This window comes from Companilactobacillus nodensis DSM 19682 = JCM 14932 = NBRC 107160, assembly GCF_000615905.1.
Lineage (GTDB): Bacteria > Bacillota > Bacilli > Lactobacillales > Lactobacillaceae > Companilactobacillus > Companilactobacillus nodensis.
In genome coordinates this window covers 60787-75750 of record NZ_BAMN01000001.1, presented here as the reverse complement: position 1 = coordinate 75750, position 14964 = coordinate 60787, and the positions used below count along the sequence as shown (strand labels likewise).

Sequence of the window (14964 nt, the reverse complement as noted above, 5' to 3'; positions counted from 1 at the left end):
ATTATAATATACGAAAAAAATTGATCTCGATTAGGAGGTCAACTTTTTATTTTGTCCAAGGAAAGTCCAAGCTAATATTACTGTTAAAATCACGTTGCTGCTGAAGCTTTTTCATCCGTTCAGCTTGGCGTTGTTCATATCCTTGGCAAACAAACTTGTATTCATCAGTATCAGGAACCACTTGTGGTAATTCGATGCCTCGTTCTACGACTACAAATGATGAGAAACAAGTCAAACCTAAGAAACGTTCACCGGTTTTCAAATGTTCACCAATAATTTTGGTAAAAACTTCGATCGAACGAGTTCCAACACCTGACACATAAGACTCAGTACACATCGAATCTTGTAATTTGAATGGAAGAATAAAATTAACTTGGTCCACTGAAGCAGTGACTGTCTCGATTCGGGCCACACGAGAGGCTGGGATTGATGAATTGTCATCGATCGTAGCTAAAATCTTGCCACCAAAAACTGTGTCGTGCTCATTTAGATCAGACGAAAATACACGATGATTACTGACTGATAAAGTTTGGGAAACATTAATAGTATTCATATATTAGATTTCCTTTTCATAGTATTAATTATGATTATTATACTAGAAAAAATTATTAATTATCATTGAACGTATTTAAACACCCAATTTAGTTCTCAGCGCCTCAGTCAATGTAGCAGAAAAATTTATATTATTCCTTTTACCTAACTTAACCAAATACTCCGGAACGGTCACATTCTTTCTAACTGTTTTAGGATTATTACGACGATATGCTTCAATATCAATCGAGACAATCGTTTTTATATTAGGATCTTCAACATTCAAATTTTCCAACCCAGTTGCTTTTGGAAAATCTATTTCATCTTCCAACATAATACCAATCACATCTTCAGCCATTAACAATGCTTCTTCGATTGTTTCACCTTGAGTCCAAGTACCGTTATCAATATCGGAAATTTCAACACTATATCCTTTGGATTCTGGGTAGAGTATTACAGGGTAAACTAACAAGTTTTTACTTTTATTCATATTCATCTCTCCTTAATTCCTGCTTTCTTTAATATCGCATGCTCAATTCCTTTTTTCATTTCTCTAACATGAATTGGAACTGGAATAGTCACTTTAGTATCAGGATTATACATCTTCAAATGTGATCCACATTGAGACTTTTCAACAAAACCATACTGCTTAAGTAGCCGTACTAACTCCTTAGGTTTTAATGGCATAAGATTTCCCCTTGTCTTTTAGATAATACACACTAATGTGTATTCAATCAATAAATACACTTACATATAAAATTACGAAAAAAAAGACCACATCTCTGTGGCCCATAACTCTAAGGCGTATCTTCAAATACCCAAGTCAAAGTAGTGTTGTAAGTTCCTTGTTTCAAGATTGCATCACCCAAGTATAGCAGCAAGCCATCTTCCTTACCCCAACCGATCGAATCAAAACTCTCACCTGCCTGAGTCTCTTTCAAAAAGGTTTTATTATTCAAAATATTTACGTAGCTACCATTCTCATAATGCCGAATACTGGAACCTAATTGATCTCCATTTTCGTTCTCAAATAATTTATCTTGTGAAACAAAAGCCTTTTTCCCTAGCTTATCCCGGCGTCGGTCATCGATCTCTACTACATTACCATTCGGTAAATTGTGCTTGTCCTCACGATAATGCAGGCTTTGCACATCTAACGGATTAACTGATCCATAGTTCAAATTATCTATCGAAACGCTGAATCCGTCCAACGTATAGCTGATTTGCTCAGTAATACCCTTGGACATATAGACTTCATTATCATTCGCATTCCCATAAATATACGGTGTATACGTCAGTGATTCCTCACCGGTGATGCCGGCAACAGTCGTTTTTACCTCTACCTTATGAACTCTGACATCCACTCCGTCAAAGTTCATACCACTGATAACCAAGTCATCAGTCCCAGCTTCTGAATTAGAAACGATCGAATATTTGCTGGAGTCCAAAACCGTCTCATCAAGTTTCACAGTATTGACCTTGGTATCCCTATGTAACGGAATAACATAGTAACCATTCTTCAAGACACCTCGATCACTATTTTCAGTTAGTGTCGCATTATAAGTGATCACATCATCATTGCTGACATCATTTAGCGTATGCTCATCATTACCATTACCAACATAAGTATCATCAGTCACAGTGTTATCAACCGTAATATCCGGCTTATTAATAACAGTCAGGTTGGCTTGATTAGTAGTCATCGTCTTACTCTGGAGGTTCAGAGTTCCATATTTAAAAGTAATCTTAGCTTGATACTTAGTACCATCATCATCCATTGTTGTGGGTGGCGTTGTATAGGAAATATAATCCTTGTAATTGGAACTGGTACTTTTAGCGACTGAAGTTGATTTTCCTTTTTTGTCGTATTTGAACCATTCAATCGTAATTTTACCTTTGTTCTCAGACTCATCGTCACCAACAGTATCACCGTGCATCGTGTACGTGGCGGTCTCACCAATATTGACAGTCTGATCATCTAATCCTCCACCAACTCGAACGATTGTTTTATCACTAACCGTACTGCCATTAGGGTTTTGCATAGTTCCCGTTATCGTGACGGTCCCGACGGCACCATCTTTAGCAATCAACTGTGTAGTTTTACCACCATTCTCGGTATCATCTGAGAAGTCCGCGATTTCTGGCTTGTCGACAGTATATGTTACCCGCCCATTTGCATCAGTTGGAATTGGATGGGCATGCACATAGGTATTATTATTGGCCAAAATATTATCACCCAAATTATATAAATAATCATCATCGGTTGTAATAGTTAAATTAGTCGCATTAACCGGTTCCTTGGCATGAACTGCTGTAACTTGAGAATAAATGTGAGTTTTCGCTAACCAACCGGTTAAATAATTCCAATATTGCGTATCGAGTTGATACCAGGTTGTTCCTATCTCCTTAGGTGTAACTGGAAAATTCATACGGTACCCACCTTCGGATTCAGGCACCTCTGACCAAGTCTCGCCGGCATCTGTGGTCTTATACCATCTATAATGCGGACTATCAAGTAGTCCTGTTAGGACTGACCAGACCGATCTACCAGCACTGGTGCGAACAATAACCGTCTGTCCAACCTGTGTATAATAGTCACTTTCAGGTTGCAGTGAATAGCCATTAGTCAGCCAAATACCCAGTATTTTAACGACATCACGGTTAGGCTTTTCCATAGGTTTAACTACGACTTCCTCATCGTCGGCATGTACTTCATTAAGGTCATTATTATTCACCGCAAAAAATAATCCAGTACAGAACAAAATAAGGCAGGACAATCCAAGCAGCATCTTTTTCAACTGATGTTGTTTCATGATAAGTTCTCCTTTATTAAGCGATAAATCTTTTCATATGTATTATCTCAAATGGTTATATCAAGATGGTGTCATTAAAGGATATATTTTTTTATATAAAATGATATTGGTAAATAAATGTAAAAAAAGACTATCAGTTTCACATTTATGTGATACTAGATAATCGCCAAATGATTATATACAATTCGTCTCGAACTGCTAGGCAGTCCAATCGGATATACTGATCCTCAGATAAATTTTAATTTGCGTAATGGCTTCGATATAATATTTACTAGGGAGGAAATTATGCATATTTCTGTTAGCACAAAAGGATTACTTAAGTTTCTAGGATTAATTTTGTTCTACGCGACTCTTTCAGCCATCATGGCAGTTACACTGAATTCCAAGGGTATTATTTGGGGTGGAGACGATGCCCCATTCCACGTCGGCAGACTGATCAGCCTCAATTACTCATTTGAACATGGCAATCTGATCCCTAGTATTTCCAATTCCAACTTTAGACAAATAGGCTATGGCATCAATCTTTTCTATCCATGGATCACGATTGCACCAATAGCCTTATTATTCTCACTCTTCAGTAATCCCATAACTGCCTTTTACACCGGTATCGGGATCTACTTTTTTATATCGTTTTTTATAAGTCACATCGTAATGGTCAAGTTTTCCAAATCATTTTGGAATGCCATTATTTTTTCACTATTCTATAATCTCTCCAATTATCTATTAATAGAAGTTTTGCCACGAACTGATATAGCAGAATTCATCGCGACTATCCTCTTACCGATTTGTTTTTTAGGTCTATATGAAGTTTTCTTCCGTGACTTTCATAAATGGAACATCCTCGCCATAGGAATGTCAGGGCTGTTACTAACCCATTTGTTATCCACAGTTATTGTTTCATCTTTTTTTATAATTATTTTGTTATTATATGTCATTAAATCAAACAACTATTGGAACAGAATCAAAGCCTTATGCAAAGCAATATTTGCAACGATTTGTGCCAGTGCTATATTCTTAATTCCATTCTTAAATGAAATAACGTTTCAACCGTATGAACAGCCTTCTCCATATATATTAAAAGGAAAAGTACTTGAAAAAATAGTCAGTGCCAGTTTCTTAAACAGTAGTATTCAAAGTACTAGTGGCAATACTTATAATATTGGTGTTTTCCTAATTGTTGCTTTGATTTTTGGTTTGATTTTCTTCTACAAGTTTTCAACACTTTACAAAAGAATCTATGTTTTGGCATTCTTATCCTTTTTCATGACCACAAATGTTTTTCCATGGAGCTTGTTCCAAAATACCCCCATTAGAGTGATTCAATTTCCATTTAGATTCTTAATGGTCGCGACTTTATTGGCATCAGTTATCGCAGCTAAATTACTCATTATGTTGATCGACGATTTTAATTTATCAAAACTTCAATTTCCAATTACAATTATATTAGCTGCGATCCTCTGTGGATTCTGGATCTCATCAGTTCATATCACTCAGCAACAAAAGATGATTTCTAAGAAAACTCAGATAATTACTAGTAAAAAAATCAAAAAAAGAACTGTCTATGAAGATTACTATGAGCAATATTCTCCAGCAGCTGCAGGTAAATTTATTAACTCGACGATTTGGCATATTGGTAAAATTGATAAACAGAAAATAACCTTCGATCCTCAGGCCAAAGGAGAATCCACTGTTTTCAAGCTGGGAGAAATGCCTAAGAATACCGTTGTTGAATTACCAGTTATTCGCTACAAAAATACTGAGTTAACGATCAACGGTAAACATGCAAAAATCTCCACTAGTAAAAACGGAACTGTTAGAACTAAATTTAACCAAAAAATAAAACACCCCAAACTTAAAGTCACTTATAAACTAACCAATTTAACGATTTTTAGTGCCGCTCTATCCTTCGTCAGTTGGGTATTCTTGTTACTAGGACTTAATAATGAGAATAAATACAATTGGAAGCATATGGAAAAATCACTAAAAAATATCAAATATAATAATTCTGCAGTATAATTAAAATCTATTAAATGTGAGGGATTATTATGCAGGCAAATTTAATTAATAAAAATACTAACGAAGTTAAACATGTTAAGGTTGGTTTCTCATGGACAGAGTGCTTCTTTGGATTCTGGCCAGCATTCTTTCGTGGCGATTGGAAATGGCTCTTGATCATACTACTAGTGGACATTGCTTTAGGGGTATTCACTTGGGGTGGTGGATCATTTCTAATTAATCTTATCTTCGCCTTTTTCTACAACAAGTTCTACGTGAAAGACTTGATTGGAAAAGGATTCGAGCCTTCTGATAAAGGTGACTATCACACATTGGTCGCTCAAGGATACATTGAGCCAAACACGCGCTTTGGCGGTTCAAACTTTAATAACAATCAAAGCTCAAGCAATGTGACAACTGATGCATCACTTGAAGAATTGGAAAAACTCAAAAAACTACTTGATGATGGTACTATCACTCAAGAAGAATTTGATGCTAAAAAGAAAAAAATATTAAGTTTGTAGAATTTTTGGGTAAATAAAAACGTGAATTCCATTTTATAGGAGTTCACGTTTTTTGATTTTGTTTCTGAAACGCGCTTACGATAGACAACACCCTACGCTTACTACGAATAAGTGAAGTGCCACTTCGTGCCACCTCTCTTATTCTAGGTAATGCTCAGGTGTTACCGTCTATCGACGCGCTCTGTTATAAAATGATCCCTCCCGGAATCGAACCGGGGACCTACTGCTTAGGAGGCAGTTGCTCTATCCAACTGGGCCAAGGGACCATATGGCACTACTAATAATAGTGCCACCAAATTATTTATATTTCAAGCAAATTTAAACTAATGCTCTGCCTTTGGAGCACGGCGTTTACCTTTGTTCTTTTGATCACGTAAACGTTTCTTTTGTTTAGGCTTTGGTTGTGTCTTTTGAGCTTGACGCTTTTCCTTTTGATAAGTCTCCTTATCAGAATAAGTACCGTCACGGTTCAAGAAGACTTTTTTGATTTCGACATCAGTGAATCCTTGTAAGTTACGGAAGTCATGACTATTACCAAATGTCAGAACACTTCCGGCCTTACCCATTCTACCAGTACGTCCGCCACGGTGAACATATTCACTGTCATCACGAGGGATCATGTAATTAACGACTGTTGTGATATTGTTGATATCCATTCCACGAGCCGCAACATCCGTTGTCAACATTAAGTTGACCTTCTTGGTCGAGAATGAGTGTAAGGCTGACTTACGTTGTTGTGAAGACATCTTACTATCCAAAGCTACATAGTTAGTCTTGTTGTAACGCAGGTCACTGATAACTTTGTGCAGCGAACGAGAGTTATTGAAGAAGATCATTCCCTTAAACTTCTTATTGTGAGCTAACTCTCTGATCAAGGCATTCTTAGTTCCGTCTGAAGCTGCGTTAATAAAGTAATGCTTGATTCCGGCAGTATAAGAGCTGTCATTACGTTGATCGATCATCAAGAAGTCTTGACCAAACCACTTGTGCATCTCTTTGAAGATTTCATTACCAGTAGCTGAGAAGAATGTCATTTGAACATCCCCAGGCATCTGGTCGATCGTCTCACGAACAGATTCAAGTTTGGATTCATTCAACATTTCATCCGCTTCATCAACGATAACCGTTTGAATCTTACCGAGTCTAACTTTGCGTGCCTCAGTTAATTCCTTAAGACGTCCTAACGTTGCAACCAGAATCTCTGGTTTCTCTCTTAATTTCTTCAACTGACGTTGTGGATTAGCACCACCAGTTACAGCTTGAACGCTACAACCAACTAACTTAGCCAATGGTTGAATAACCGTTCTAACTTGAATCGCTAATTCTTGTGATGGTTCCAAGATCAATACTTGTAATCCATCTCCAGGTACTAATGTTTCGAGCATTGGCATCGTAAATGCCAATGTTTTACCTGATCCAGTCGGTGCCATGGCGATCAGCCCCTTGCCTTCTTTGAATGGCATGTAGACTGATTCTTGAATCTTAGTCATTGCTTCAAATTGATTTTCTTTAAAATAATCTTGATATAATTTAGGTATGTCCACTTTATTTTTCCTTATCTGCTTCAAATACAAGTCCAGCGCTGGTTCTGGCTTGTTCTAGTACACGATTTACTCTTCGTGCATAACTACTCAACTTATCATACGTTGCCGTATCGTTCTCATTCATGATCCTAGCAAACTCAACAGCCTCTGAATCCATTGGATTATCGCTCTTAGTTGTTGGTATAACTGATATTTGTTTGTCAGCATTTGCTTCTGAGATCTTAGTAATGTCACCCGCACTATCCATCAACAAGGTCTTCTTACCGAAGTAAATTTCTGAAGGCATGTACGAATTCTTAGTCTTACCGACGATGATATTAACATCGAACTTGTCATATTTCAGAGTCAAACTACCTGACCCATCGATTCCCGTGCTTAGTAATTCTGGTTCATAATCGACCTTATTAGGTGCTCCAAATAGAACGATTGAATCATAGACCGCATATACTCCCAAGTCATACAATGCTCCACCTGAAAACTTAGGATTGAAAATATTAGGTTTATTACCGGCCAAGAAGCTATCCATTTTACTTGAATACTTCATATATGACAAGGTAGCACCAGTCAATTGTTCACGATTAGCGTCGACATATGCTTGAATCTTCTTAAAGATCGGCTCATGGATCTGGCGAGCAGCTTCAAAGAAGTATACGCCCTTTTCATGTGCTAAGGTATCCAAAATCGTATATTCACGAATGGTCGAAGTACTTGGTTTCTCAACGATAACATTCTTGCCACTCTCGATTGCCTGACGAGCTTGGGCAAAATGCAGTGCGTTTGGTGATGCAATATAGACAGTATCAAAATCTTCACTAGCAAAAAACTTATCCAAATCTGTGCTGATTTTTACAGATGAGCTGTCCAATTCTTTACTCAAACCATCGATAAACGTTTGAGCCTTTGCTTCAGTTCTTGAATAAACTCGAGTCAACTTGAATGACTTAGTTTCATCTGCTGCCTCAATGAATTGTTGCGTGATCCAACTTGTTCCGATTATTGCTAAATTTATCATAAAATCACCTCACTATTGATTTTACTTATATGTAGAACTAATTGCCACTAAAAACATTACAGTCTCTACCTATATGGTGTATTATATTACTTTACACTTTCGCTTAGGAGTTGAGAATCATGGACAAAGAAACAGATAAGTTCAGTTTGAAGCGAGATCTGGGGTTCTTCTCCGCACTATCCACTGTTATGGGACTAGTCATCGGTGGTGGAGTTTTCTTCAAGATCTCAAGTGTCACTGCCGCCACAGGCTCACCTAGTTTGACGATATTCGTCTGGATACTAGCAGGCTTTATTACGATCAATGCTGGCTTGACTATCGCTGAATTAGCGGCCGCCTTACCAGTCGCTGGTGGTATCTACAAGTACATCGAATACATTTATGGCAAAGTCCCTGCCTTCTTATTGGCTTGGCACAGTCCGTCATCTACTATCCTGCCGGTATTTCAGCACTATCGATCATCTTTGCGACCCAAGTCATCAACCTCTGCAATCTTCCAGCTGATTGGCAGATTCCTATTGCCATTGCCTTGGCAGTCTTCTTATTTGCGGTCAATCTACTTGGTGCCAAGGCTGGTGGAACTATTCAGTCGGTTTCTCTGATTGCCAAGCTTATTCCCATCATCTTGATAGTTGCGGTTGGTCTATTCACCAAATCAAGCAATAATATTTCATTATTCCCAATTACTTCAGGGACTCATCCCGACTTTTGGTCCTCAATGGGCGGCGGACTTTTAGCCACCATGTTTGCTTTTGATGGTTGGATGAACGTTGGTAATTTGGCTGGTGAAATGAAAAAGCCTGAAAAAGACCTATCACGTTCGATCATCTTAGGATTGTTCTTAATTACTTTGATCTATGTCTCGATCAGCTTCGTCTTCATTAAAGAACTACCATTTCACTTGATCCCTGGTAATCAAAACGCAGCTTCAGAAGCTGCTATCAGAATATTCGGTGATATCGGCGGTAAGATCGTTACGATCGGCATTCTGATCTCTGTCTTTGGCGCTGTCAACGGCTACACTATGACTGGTCCACGTGTTAGTTACGTCTTAGGTGCTGACGACGATATTGTCTTCAGTAAGTTCTTCGCTAAGCTAACTAAGAATAGCCGTGTACCATTGAACGCAGGTATCGTACAAACGATAATCGCTATCATAATGATTTTTATGGGAAGTTTCGACTTCTTGACTGACATGTTAGTCTTCGTCATGTGGATCTTTTCAATGATGATGTTCGTGGGCGTCTTCATCTTGCGTCACAACGAACCCGAACTCGATCGCCCCTACAAGATCAACTTCTATCCGATTCCACCAATTATTGCCATGCTCGGTGGTGGATATATTATTATTTCAACGCTAACACGTCAACCTACACTCGCCTTCACAGGTATTGCTATCACATTGTTTGGTTTACCGTTATATTACATACATCAATTTAACAAAAAAAAGAAGTCGCTATAATGGCAGCTTCTTTTTTTTAACGTTATAATCTAAATGATTTTATAAAGCCCCAAATCTTGCAGGTGTTGATTATGGAAAATTTATTTAAAAATAAATTTGAACAAAAATTAGCTCAAATAACTTTAAAATTACAAAAATTATTATTTTATCGTATAATCCAGCGAACTGTCTTAATGATATTTCCTTTTGTCTTGTTTGGAAGCTTCATCAAAATAATCCAAATAACCATTTTGAGAAAAGATAGCTTCTTAACTGATATTATTCCCAAGCTCAACAATGATTTTGTCTTTAACCACATTAACGATATCGCGACAGCTCTATATAGTTTAACCTTGGGATGGGTGGCGGTCATTGCTACCTTTGGAGCTGCTAAATATACCGCCAAGCATTTCCATCGCGACGACCAGATGGCTGGTTTAACTAGTATCAGCTCACTATTGATCATCACCTTCACGTATTCACGAGTTCAACCATTATCATTCCACGGCACAGTTCTTGGCATGCGTGGATTATTGTTTGCCATTTTGCTAGGGATGCTAGTTGGCTGGACCTTCAAGGCAACCAGTTCTTCAGCTCCTAATCATCGTTCCAAACACTTATCCAGCAATGTCTTGGAGCGAACATTTATTTCACTCAAGCCGATATCGATAGTTTTAATTGTATCGGTTATTTTTAGTTTTTTGGTTAATATCACTTACTATTCAGATCTACCTAATAATATTGTCTATTCTTTGGCGACCAATTATCAAAGCAACAATGCTCTGATTCAACTGCTTAGCACAATAGGATTCTCTCTTTATACAATTATCGCGTCATTCTTTGGTTGGTCAGGTATTTACTCACCGATCGAGATCGAGAAGTCCGATCCAACTGTCTTAAATAACCTTAACTATGCCTTGAACCACCACACCGCATGGGGTGCTCCTAACCTATTCACCAGCAATACTCTGTATCATTCATTTGCGACTTTGGGTGGAACTGGTTCAGTTCTAGCTCTGATCATTGCAATATTCTTAGTTTCCAAAGACCCAGACTTTCAAACCGTGGCTCGTTGGACAATGATCCCTAGTGTCTTCAATCTCGGTAGTAGCATCATGTCCGGTATTCCCGTACTATTTAATGTCATTTTTATTATTCCGTTTATACTAGCACCGCTAACTTGCATGCTGATGGCCGCAATTGCCCTGCAGCTGCATTTGATGCCTCCAAGTGTATATCCGATACCGACAGGAGCTCCAGGGCTCTTATCCGCATTTATTGGCACAAATGGCAGCTGGCAAGCTTTGATTTTTTCACTAATCAGCCTCACAGTTTCAGTTTATATTTATATTCCCTTCGTCCGTATTGCTGAAAAACTCAAAACTATTGATAACTTAGCCCTTGATGAAGGAGGTATATCCGATGATGAGAACCTTCAATAAACAAAAGAAACCTGCTAAGTATCTGATAATACTCACAACTATTCTAGTCATTCTTGGTATCCCCTCTTACATCTGGACCAAGAAAAATGTTTCGACATTAGCTGGCAGATATAATTCACCAATGTCACCCATCATAATGATTCCCGGCAGCAGTGCCTCGGCTGATAGATTCGACGATCTCGTCAAAACCATCAACAAGCAATATGGGGAACATCACAGCCTGCTTAAGCTAACTGTTAACACGGACGGTAAAATCACCTATAAAGCACTATAAACGCCAATGACGACCGTCCATTCATCGTGGTAGGCTTCATCAACAATAACGACGGTTATAATAATATCAAGAAACAAGCCAAGTGGTTTAACATTGCCTTTGATCAATTGAAGACCCGTTATCGATTCAATAGCTTCGATGCCTTCGGACATTCCAATGGTGGATTGATCTGGACTTACTTTCTCGAACATTACTTCGATGACTCATCGATCGACATCGATTCAATGCTTACAGTTGGTACACCGTATAACTTCGAAGAAAAGAATAGTTCCAACCGCACCCAGATGTTAAACGACTTTATTAAGGATAAGGACAAATTGCCAAGTAGCTTGACATATTACTCTATTGCGGGCACACAACTGTATACTGATGATGGGATAGTTCCGATCAGCAGTGTTGATTCTGGTAAGTATATCTATGAAGGAAACATTGAGAGATATACGCTAATAACTCTTACAGGGAGTAAGGCTCAACATTCAGATATGATTACCAATAATCAATTTATTTCCATCTTCCATCAGTATATTATCGGCAATAAGATAAATAATCGTACTGGTATGATCAACAAAAAAGGAACCGAGCCAGTAAAATAAATCATCTATTAAGACTTAAAAATCGCTAATTTGTAAATAAATGGCGATTTTTTTATATTACAAAATTTGCTACAACTTGTTTTTACATCTATCCTTCAATACAATTATCTTATTCTACACAGGAGGTGCCAGTATGCTGCCAGTTTATTTATTGGAAGACGATGACGTACAAAGAAAGAACTATTCAGAATTTATCAATAATAGCATCATGATCAATGATGCCGATATGGAGTTAAAACTGGCAACCGCAAGAACTGAAGAACTCTTCAATACCTGTGTCTCACCTGAAAAAGCTATCTTCTTCCTAGATATGGAAATTGACAATAACAATACTGCTGGACTGGAAGCTGCCGAGCGGATCAAAAAAGAAGTCCCTCTGGCACAGATCATCTTCATTACGACTCATGACGAATTATCATTAGTTACTCTGGAACGACGAATTGCTCCGATGGACTATATTCTTAAGAACAAAGGCATCGATTCAATCAAGAAGAGTATCAATAATGATATTGCTCTAGCACAGAACTACTTTGAAAAATTTGCCCATCATTCTCAAAACCTATTCAATTACCGAATCGGTAGTCGTTTCTTCAATGTCTTGATGGATGATGTGATCATGCTATTCACTGAAAAAGCTGCACCTGGTCAAGTGACTCTAGTAGCCAAAAATCAACGTAGTTCATTTTCCGGTTCACTCAATTCTATTGAATCCGTCTATCCTAACTTATTCAGATGTGACCGCAGTTACCTAGTCAACTTAGAGAATGCCCAGACTTATGACGGTAAAAATCGTATTCTGACATTCATCGATAACTCAACCTGCAAAGTGTCCTTCCGTAAAGGAAGAGAACTTCTGGGAATATTAGAAGATAAAGACAACTAAAAAGCAGGACTCATAAAATCTGAGCCCTGCTTTAGTATTTCCAATCAGGTTCAAGAATCATCTAAGCTTCAGATTGACTCTCTTCATATTCTTTTTCTTCTCTGCCTACTAGTCTATCAAGACTAACATCGTAAACATCTGCGAACTTAATCATTGTATATATATCAGGTGTTCTAGTATTATGTTCATACTTCGAAATCGTTGTGATATCCACATGAAGTAGGTTTGAAACCTCACGCTCTGAAAGATTACGTTCCTTACGAAGAATCCTCAAGTTGTCTCCTAATTGAAGGTTTTCACCGAAATGAATATTTTTATCCATGATAAAATACCTCAATTCTTATTACTCTAATTTTGCCACGCAATACTAACATTATTTCATAATTAAAATTTTCCGCAGAAAAAACTTATAAACGTAAAAAAAACGCATATAAACGTTAATTGTTGTAAGTTAATTATTAATATCTTGTTTTAATAGTAGAATATCACTACAATTATTTAGGCATCATTGCTTACATAAATATAAGCGAGAAAGGAACGACCACTTGGCTAATTTTTCATGATATATATACAAACTAATCTCAGCCCACTTGGAAATGTCTTTATACTCTTTGCAACCTTGCAACTAGTACACTTCTTTATGCATGACTTTCGATATTACTACTGGGTCAATGATTTGATACTATCAACTGCATTTGGAATTCTTGGACTGTATACTAATAATTCGTTCATCCTGCTCTTTGTTCTGGCACTCTTAGCAATTCATATTTTTAAGAATACTCCGCATACTATCAACTACAATAATGGAATCTCAATCGTTCTAGCAGCCAATATCCAGCTGACATTATTCAGTCTAAGTACTTATCTGGCAAGTTTCTTTATTTATCTTCAAACCGGCATCTGGAGTACTGATAACATGATGCTCCATCAGAATATCTTTGCTCCACTGACGTTACTGATCAACTTCATCCTGCTATGTGTCAGTGTCGCCTTCATCAATAAGTACGAAAAGCAAATCAGACACGTACGACATAACATCGTTCGATATCAATTAGGCAAAAGAATCTTTATCATGCTATTCACATTATTGCTAGCATTCATGGTCATCCTAGTTATCAGTGACATTGAAAACATCAATCCTTTGATTCAGATGGGAATTTTACTGACATTCACAGTCATGACTATCTCAACTTATTGGCAAACTATTATCTTCATCCAGTCGTTTACAATGCGTAAAGAAGCCAGTGAAGCAACTGAACGTATCAAAGAACTCGACGACTATCTAACAAGTTCGCAGCAACAAAATGAGGACCTTCGTAAATTCAAACATGACTTTCAAAATATCATGCTATCATTGGGACAAGTCGTTGATGATCAAAGTTCCGAAGAAATAAAACGCTATTACCACGAGCTGATGAATCAACAAAACAGTTTTAAAAATGTTCAAACTCACAGTTTGCTCGAACTGCAAGCAATCAAAAGCAAACCGATCCAAAGTTTGCTGACTCAAAAGTACTTCATGGCAAAATCCAAGGGCATCAAATTAAATCTTGAACTAACCAGTGACAATTATGAAATAAAAAAGAACGACCTTTCGATCATTCGGATTGTTGGTATTTTATTGGATAACGCTATTGAATACGTTCAGGGTATCGAAAATAAAGTTATCACCTGTGCATTTCTCAAATCGTCAGAAACACTTGAAATAACCATTGCTAACCCACTGCAAAATAATATTGATATCAATCAAATATTTCAAAACGGGTATTCAACCAAACACGAGCATCAAGGCTACGGTTTGGCAAATATTAAAAATATCACTGACTCATCAGATACCTTATTCACTGACACGCAAATTATCAAAAACAATTTAATGATGACACTGATTATTCTTCAAAAGTAAGGGATCGAA

General features: G+C 37.5%; 12 protein-coding genes, 1 tRNA gene and 2 pseudogenes. 7 read left to right on the top strand and 8 right to left on the bottom strand.

Going from position 1 to position 14964, the window contains the following annotated elements; genetic code table 11:
• Nucleotides 1–46: 46 nt before the first annotated feature.
• The 4 genes from JCM14932_RS00335 to JCM14932_RS00320 all read right to left on the bottom strand — a co-directional run bounded on the left by JCM14932_RS00335 (nucleotide 47) and on the right by JCM14932_RS00320 (nucleotide 3344).
• Nucleotides 47–553, bottom strand: a complete 507-nt coding sequence (locus JCM14932_RS00335) for an acyl-CoA thioesterase (RefSeq protein ID WP_025023099.1) — start codon at nucleotides 551–553, stop codon at nucleotides 47–49.
• A 75-nt stretch (nucleotides 554–628) separates the two neighbouring features.
• Nucleotides 629–1021, bottom strand: coding sequence for a type II toxin-antitoxin system HicB family antitoxin (locus JCM14932_RS00330; RefSeq protein WP_025023098.1), 393 nt, complete (start codon nucleotides 1019–1021; stop codon nucleotides 629–631).
• 2 nt (nucleotides 1022–1023) lie between these two features.
• Nucleotides 1024–1218: a type II toxin-antitoxin system HicA family toxin gene (locus JCM14932_RS00325; RefSeq protein WP_025023097.1), complete on the bottom strand. Its 195-nt coding sequence runs from the start codon at nucleotides 1216–1218 to the stop codon at nucleotides 1024–1026.
• 110 nt (nucleotides 1219–1328) lie between these two features.
• Entirely contained in the window at nucleotides 1329–3344 is a 2016-nt protein-coding gene (locus JCM14932_RS00320; protein WP_025023096.1) for a hypothetical protein, read from the bottom strand.
• A 285-nt stretch (nucleotides 3345–3629) separates the two neighbouring features.
• On the opposite strand from JCM14932_RS00320, the gene JCM14932_RS00315 reads away from it, so the two are divergent.
• On the top strand, nucleotides 3630–5360 hold the full coding sequence (locus JCM14932_RS00315; RefSeq protein ID WP_025023095.1) for a putative glycosyltransferase family protein: 1731 nt from the start codon (nucleotides 3630–3632) through the stop codon (nucleotides 5358–5360).
• 29 nt (nucleotides 5361–5389) lie between these two features.
• The gene (locus tag JCM14932_RS17570) at nucleotides 5390–5863 is read left to right on the top strand and encodes an SHOCT domain-containing protein (RefSeq protein ID WP_025023094.1); all 474 of its coding nucleotides are present in this window, start codon (nucleotides 5390–5392) and stop codon (nucleotides 5861–5863) included.
• A 192-nt stretch (nucleotides 5864–6055) separates the two neighbouring features.
• On the opposite strand, the gene JCM14932_RS00305 is transcribed toward JCM14932_RS17570, so the two are convergent.
• The 3 genes from JCM14932_RS00305 to JCM14932_RS00295 all read right to left on the bottom strand — a co-directional run bounded on the left by JCM14932_RS00305 (nucleotide 6056) and on the right by JCM14932_RS00295 (nucleotide 8419).
• Nucleotides 6056–6129 (bottom strand) — tRNA-Arg (locus JCM14932_RS00305).
• A gap of 57 nt (nucleotides 6130–6186) precedes the next feature.
• Complete coding sequence (locus JCM14932_RS00300; RefSeq protein WP_025023093.1) at nucleotides 6187–7407, bottom strand: DEAD/DEAH box helicase; 1221 nt, start codon at nucleotides 7405–7407, stop codon at nucleotides 6187–6189.
• A 1-nt stretch (nucleotide 7408) separates the two neighbouring features.
• Nucleotides 7409–8419 (bottom strand): Gfo/Idh/MocA family protein, encoded by a 1011-nt coding sequence (locus tag JCM14932_RS00295; protein ID WP_025023092.1) that lies wholly within the window; start codon nucleotides 8417–8419, stop codon nucleotides 7409–7411.
• A gap of 119 nt (nucleotides 8420–8538) precedes the next feature.
• Here JCM14932_RS00295 and JCM14932_RS13970 point away from each other — a divergent pair.
• From JCM14932_RS13970 to JCM14932_RS00275, 4 genes and pseudogenes are all read left to right on the top strand, one after another.
• Nucleotides 8539–9881 (top strand): annotated as a pseudogene (locus tag JCM14932_RS13970) (APC family permease).
• Between the two features lie 71 nt (nucleotides 9882–9952).
• Entirely contained in the window at nucleotides 9953–11302 is a 1350-nt protein-coding gene (locus tag JCM14932_RS00285) for a PTS transporter subunit EIIC (RefSeq protein ID WP_025023091.1), read from the top strand.
• A pseudogene (locus JCM14932_RS13965) lies at nucleotides 11286–12169 on the top strand (alpha/beta hydrolase). Before JCM14932_RS00285 ends, JCM14932_RS13965 begins: the two are co-directional and overlap by 17 nt.
• Nucleotides 12170–12302: 133 nt before the next feature.
• Nucleotides 12303–13052: a response regulator transcription factor gene (locus JCM14932_RS00275; protein WP_025023090.1), complete on the top strand. Its 750-nt coding sequence runs from the start codon at nucleotides 12303–12305 to the stop codon at nucleotides 13050–13052.
• 61 nt (nucleotides 13053–13113) lie between these two features.
• Here JCM14932_RS00275 and JCM14932_RS00270 read toward each other — a convergent pair whose 3' ends face one another.
• Complete coding sequence (locus JCM14932_RS00270; RefSeq protein ID WP_025023089.1) at nucleotides 13114–13374, bottom strand: helix-turn-helix domain-containing protein; 261 nt, start codon at nucleotides 13372–13374, stop codon at nucleotides 13114–13116.
• 237 nt (nucleotides 13375–13611) lie between these two features.
• Here JCM14932_RS00270 and JCM14932_RS00265 point away from each other — a divergent pair, with 237 nt between their 5' ends.
• A complete protein-coding gene (locus tag JCM14932_RS00265; protein ID WP_025023088.1) occupies nucleotides 13612–14955 on the top strand; it encodes a sensor histidine kinase in 1344 nt (447 codons plus the stop codon).
• The last annotated feature ends 9 nt before the right edge of the window (nucleotides 14956–14964 follow it).

Excerpts from the sequence above, each read along its gene's own strand:
- JCM14932_RS00335 (WP_025023099.1), bottom strand. The coding sequence starts at position 553 with ATGAATACTATTAATGTTTCCCAAACTTTATCAGTCAGTAATCATCGT.
- JCM14932_RS00330 (WP_025023098.1), bottom strand. The coding sequence starts at position 1,021 with ATGAATAAAAGTAAAAACTTGTTAGTTTACCCTGTAATACTCTACCCA.
- JCM14932_RS00325 (WP_025023097.1), bottom strand. The coding sequence starts at position 1,218 with ATGCCATTAAAACCTAAGGAGTTAGTACGGCTACTTAAGCAGTATGGT.
- JCM14932_RS00320 (WP_025023096.1), bottom strand. The coding sequence starts at position 3,344 with ATGAAACAACATCAGTTGAAAAAGATGCTGCTTGGATTGTCCTGCCTT.
- JCM14932_RS00315 (WP_025023095.1), top strand. The coding sequence starts at position 3,630 with ATGCATATTTCTGTTAGCACAAAAGGATTACTTAAGTTTCTAGGATTA.
- JCM14932_RS17570 (WP_025023094.1), top strand. The coding sequence starts at position 5,390 with ATGCAGGCAAATTTAATTAATAAAAATACTAACGAAGTTAAACATGTT.
- JCM14932_RS00295 (WP_025023092.1), bottom strand. The coding sequence starts at position 8,419 with ATGATAAATTTAGCAATAATCGGAACAAGTTGGATCACGCAACAATTC.
- JCM14932_RS00285 (WP_025023091.1), top strand. The coding sequence starts at position 9,953 with ATGGAAAATTTATTTAAAAATAAATTTGAACAAAAATTAGCTCAAATA.
- JCM14932_RS00275 (WP_025023090.1), top strand. The coding sequence starts at position 12,303 with ATGCTGCCAGTTTATTTATTGGAAGACGATGACGTACAAAGAAAGAAC.
- JCM14932_RS00270 (WP_025023089.1), bottom strand. The coding sequence starts at position 13,374 with ATGGATAAAAATATTCATTTCGGTGAAAACCTTCAATTAGGAGACAAC.
- JCM14932_RS00265 (WP_025023088.1), top strand. The coding sequence starts at position 13,612 with ATGATATATATACAAACTAATCTCAGCCCACTTGGAAATGTCTTTATA.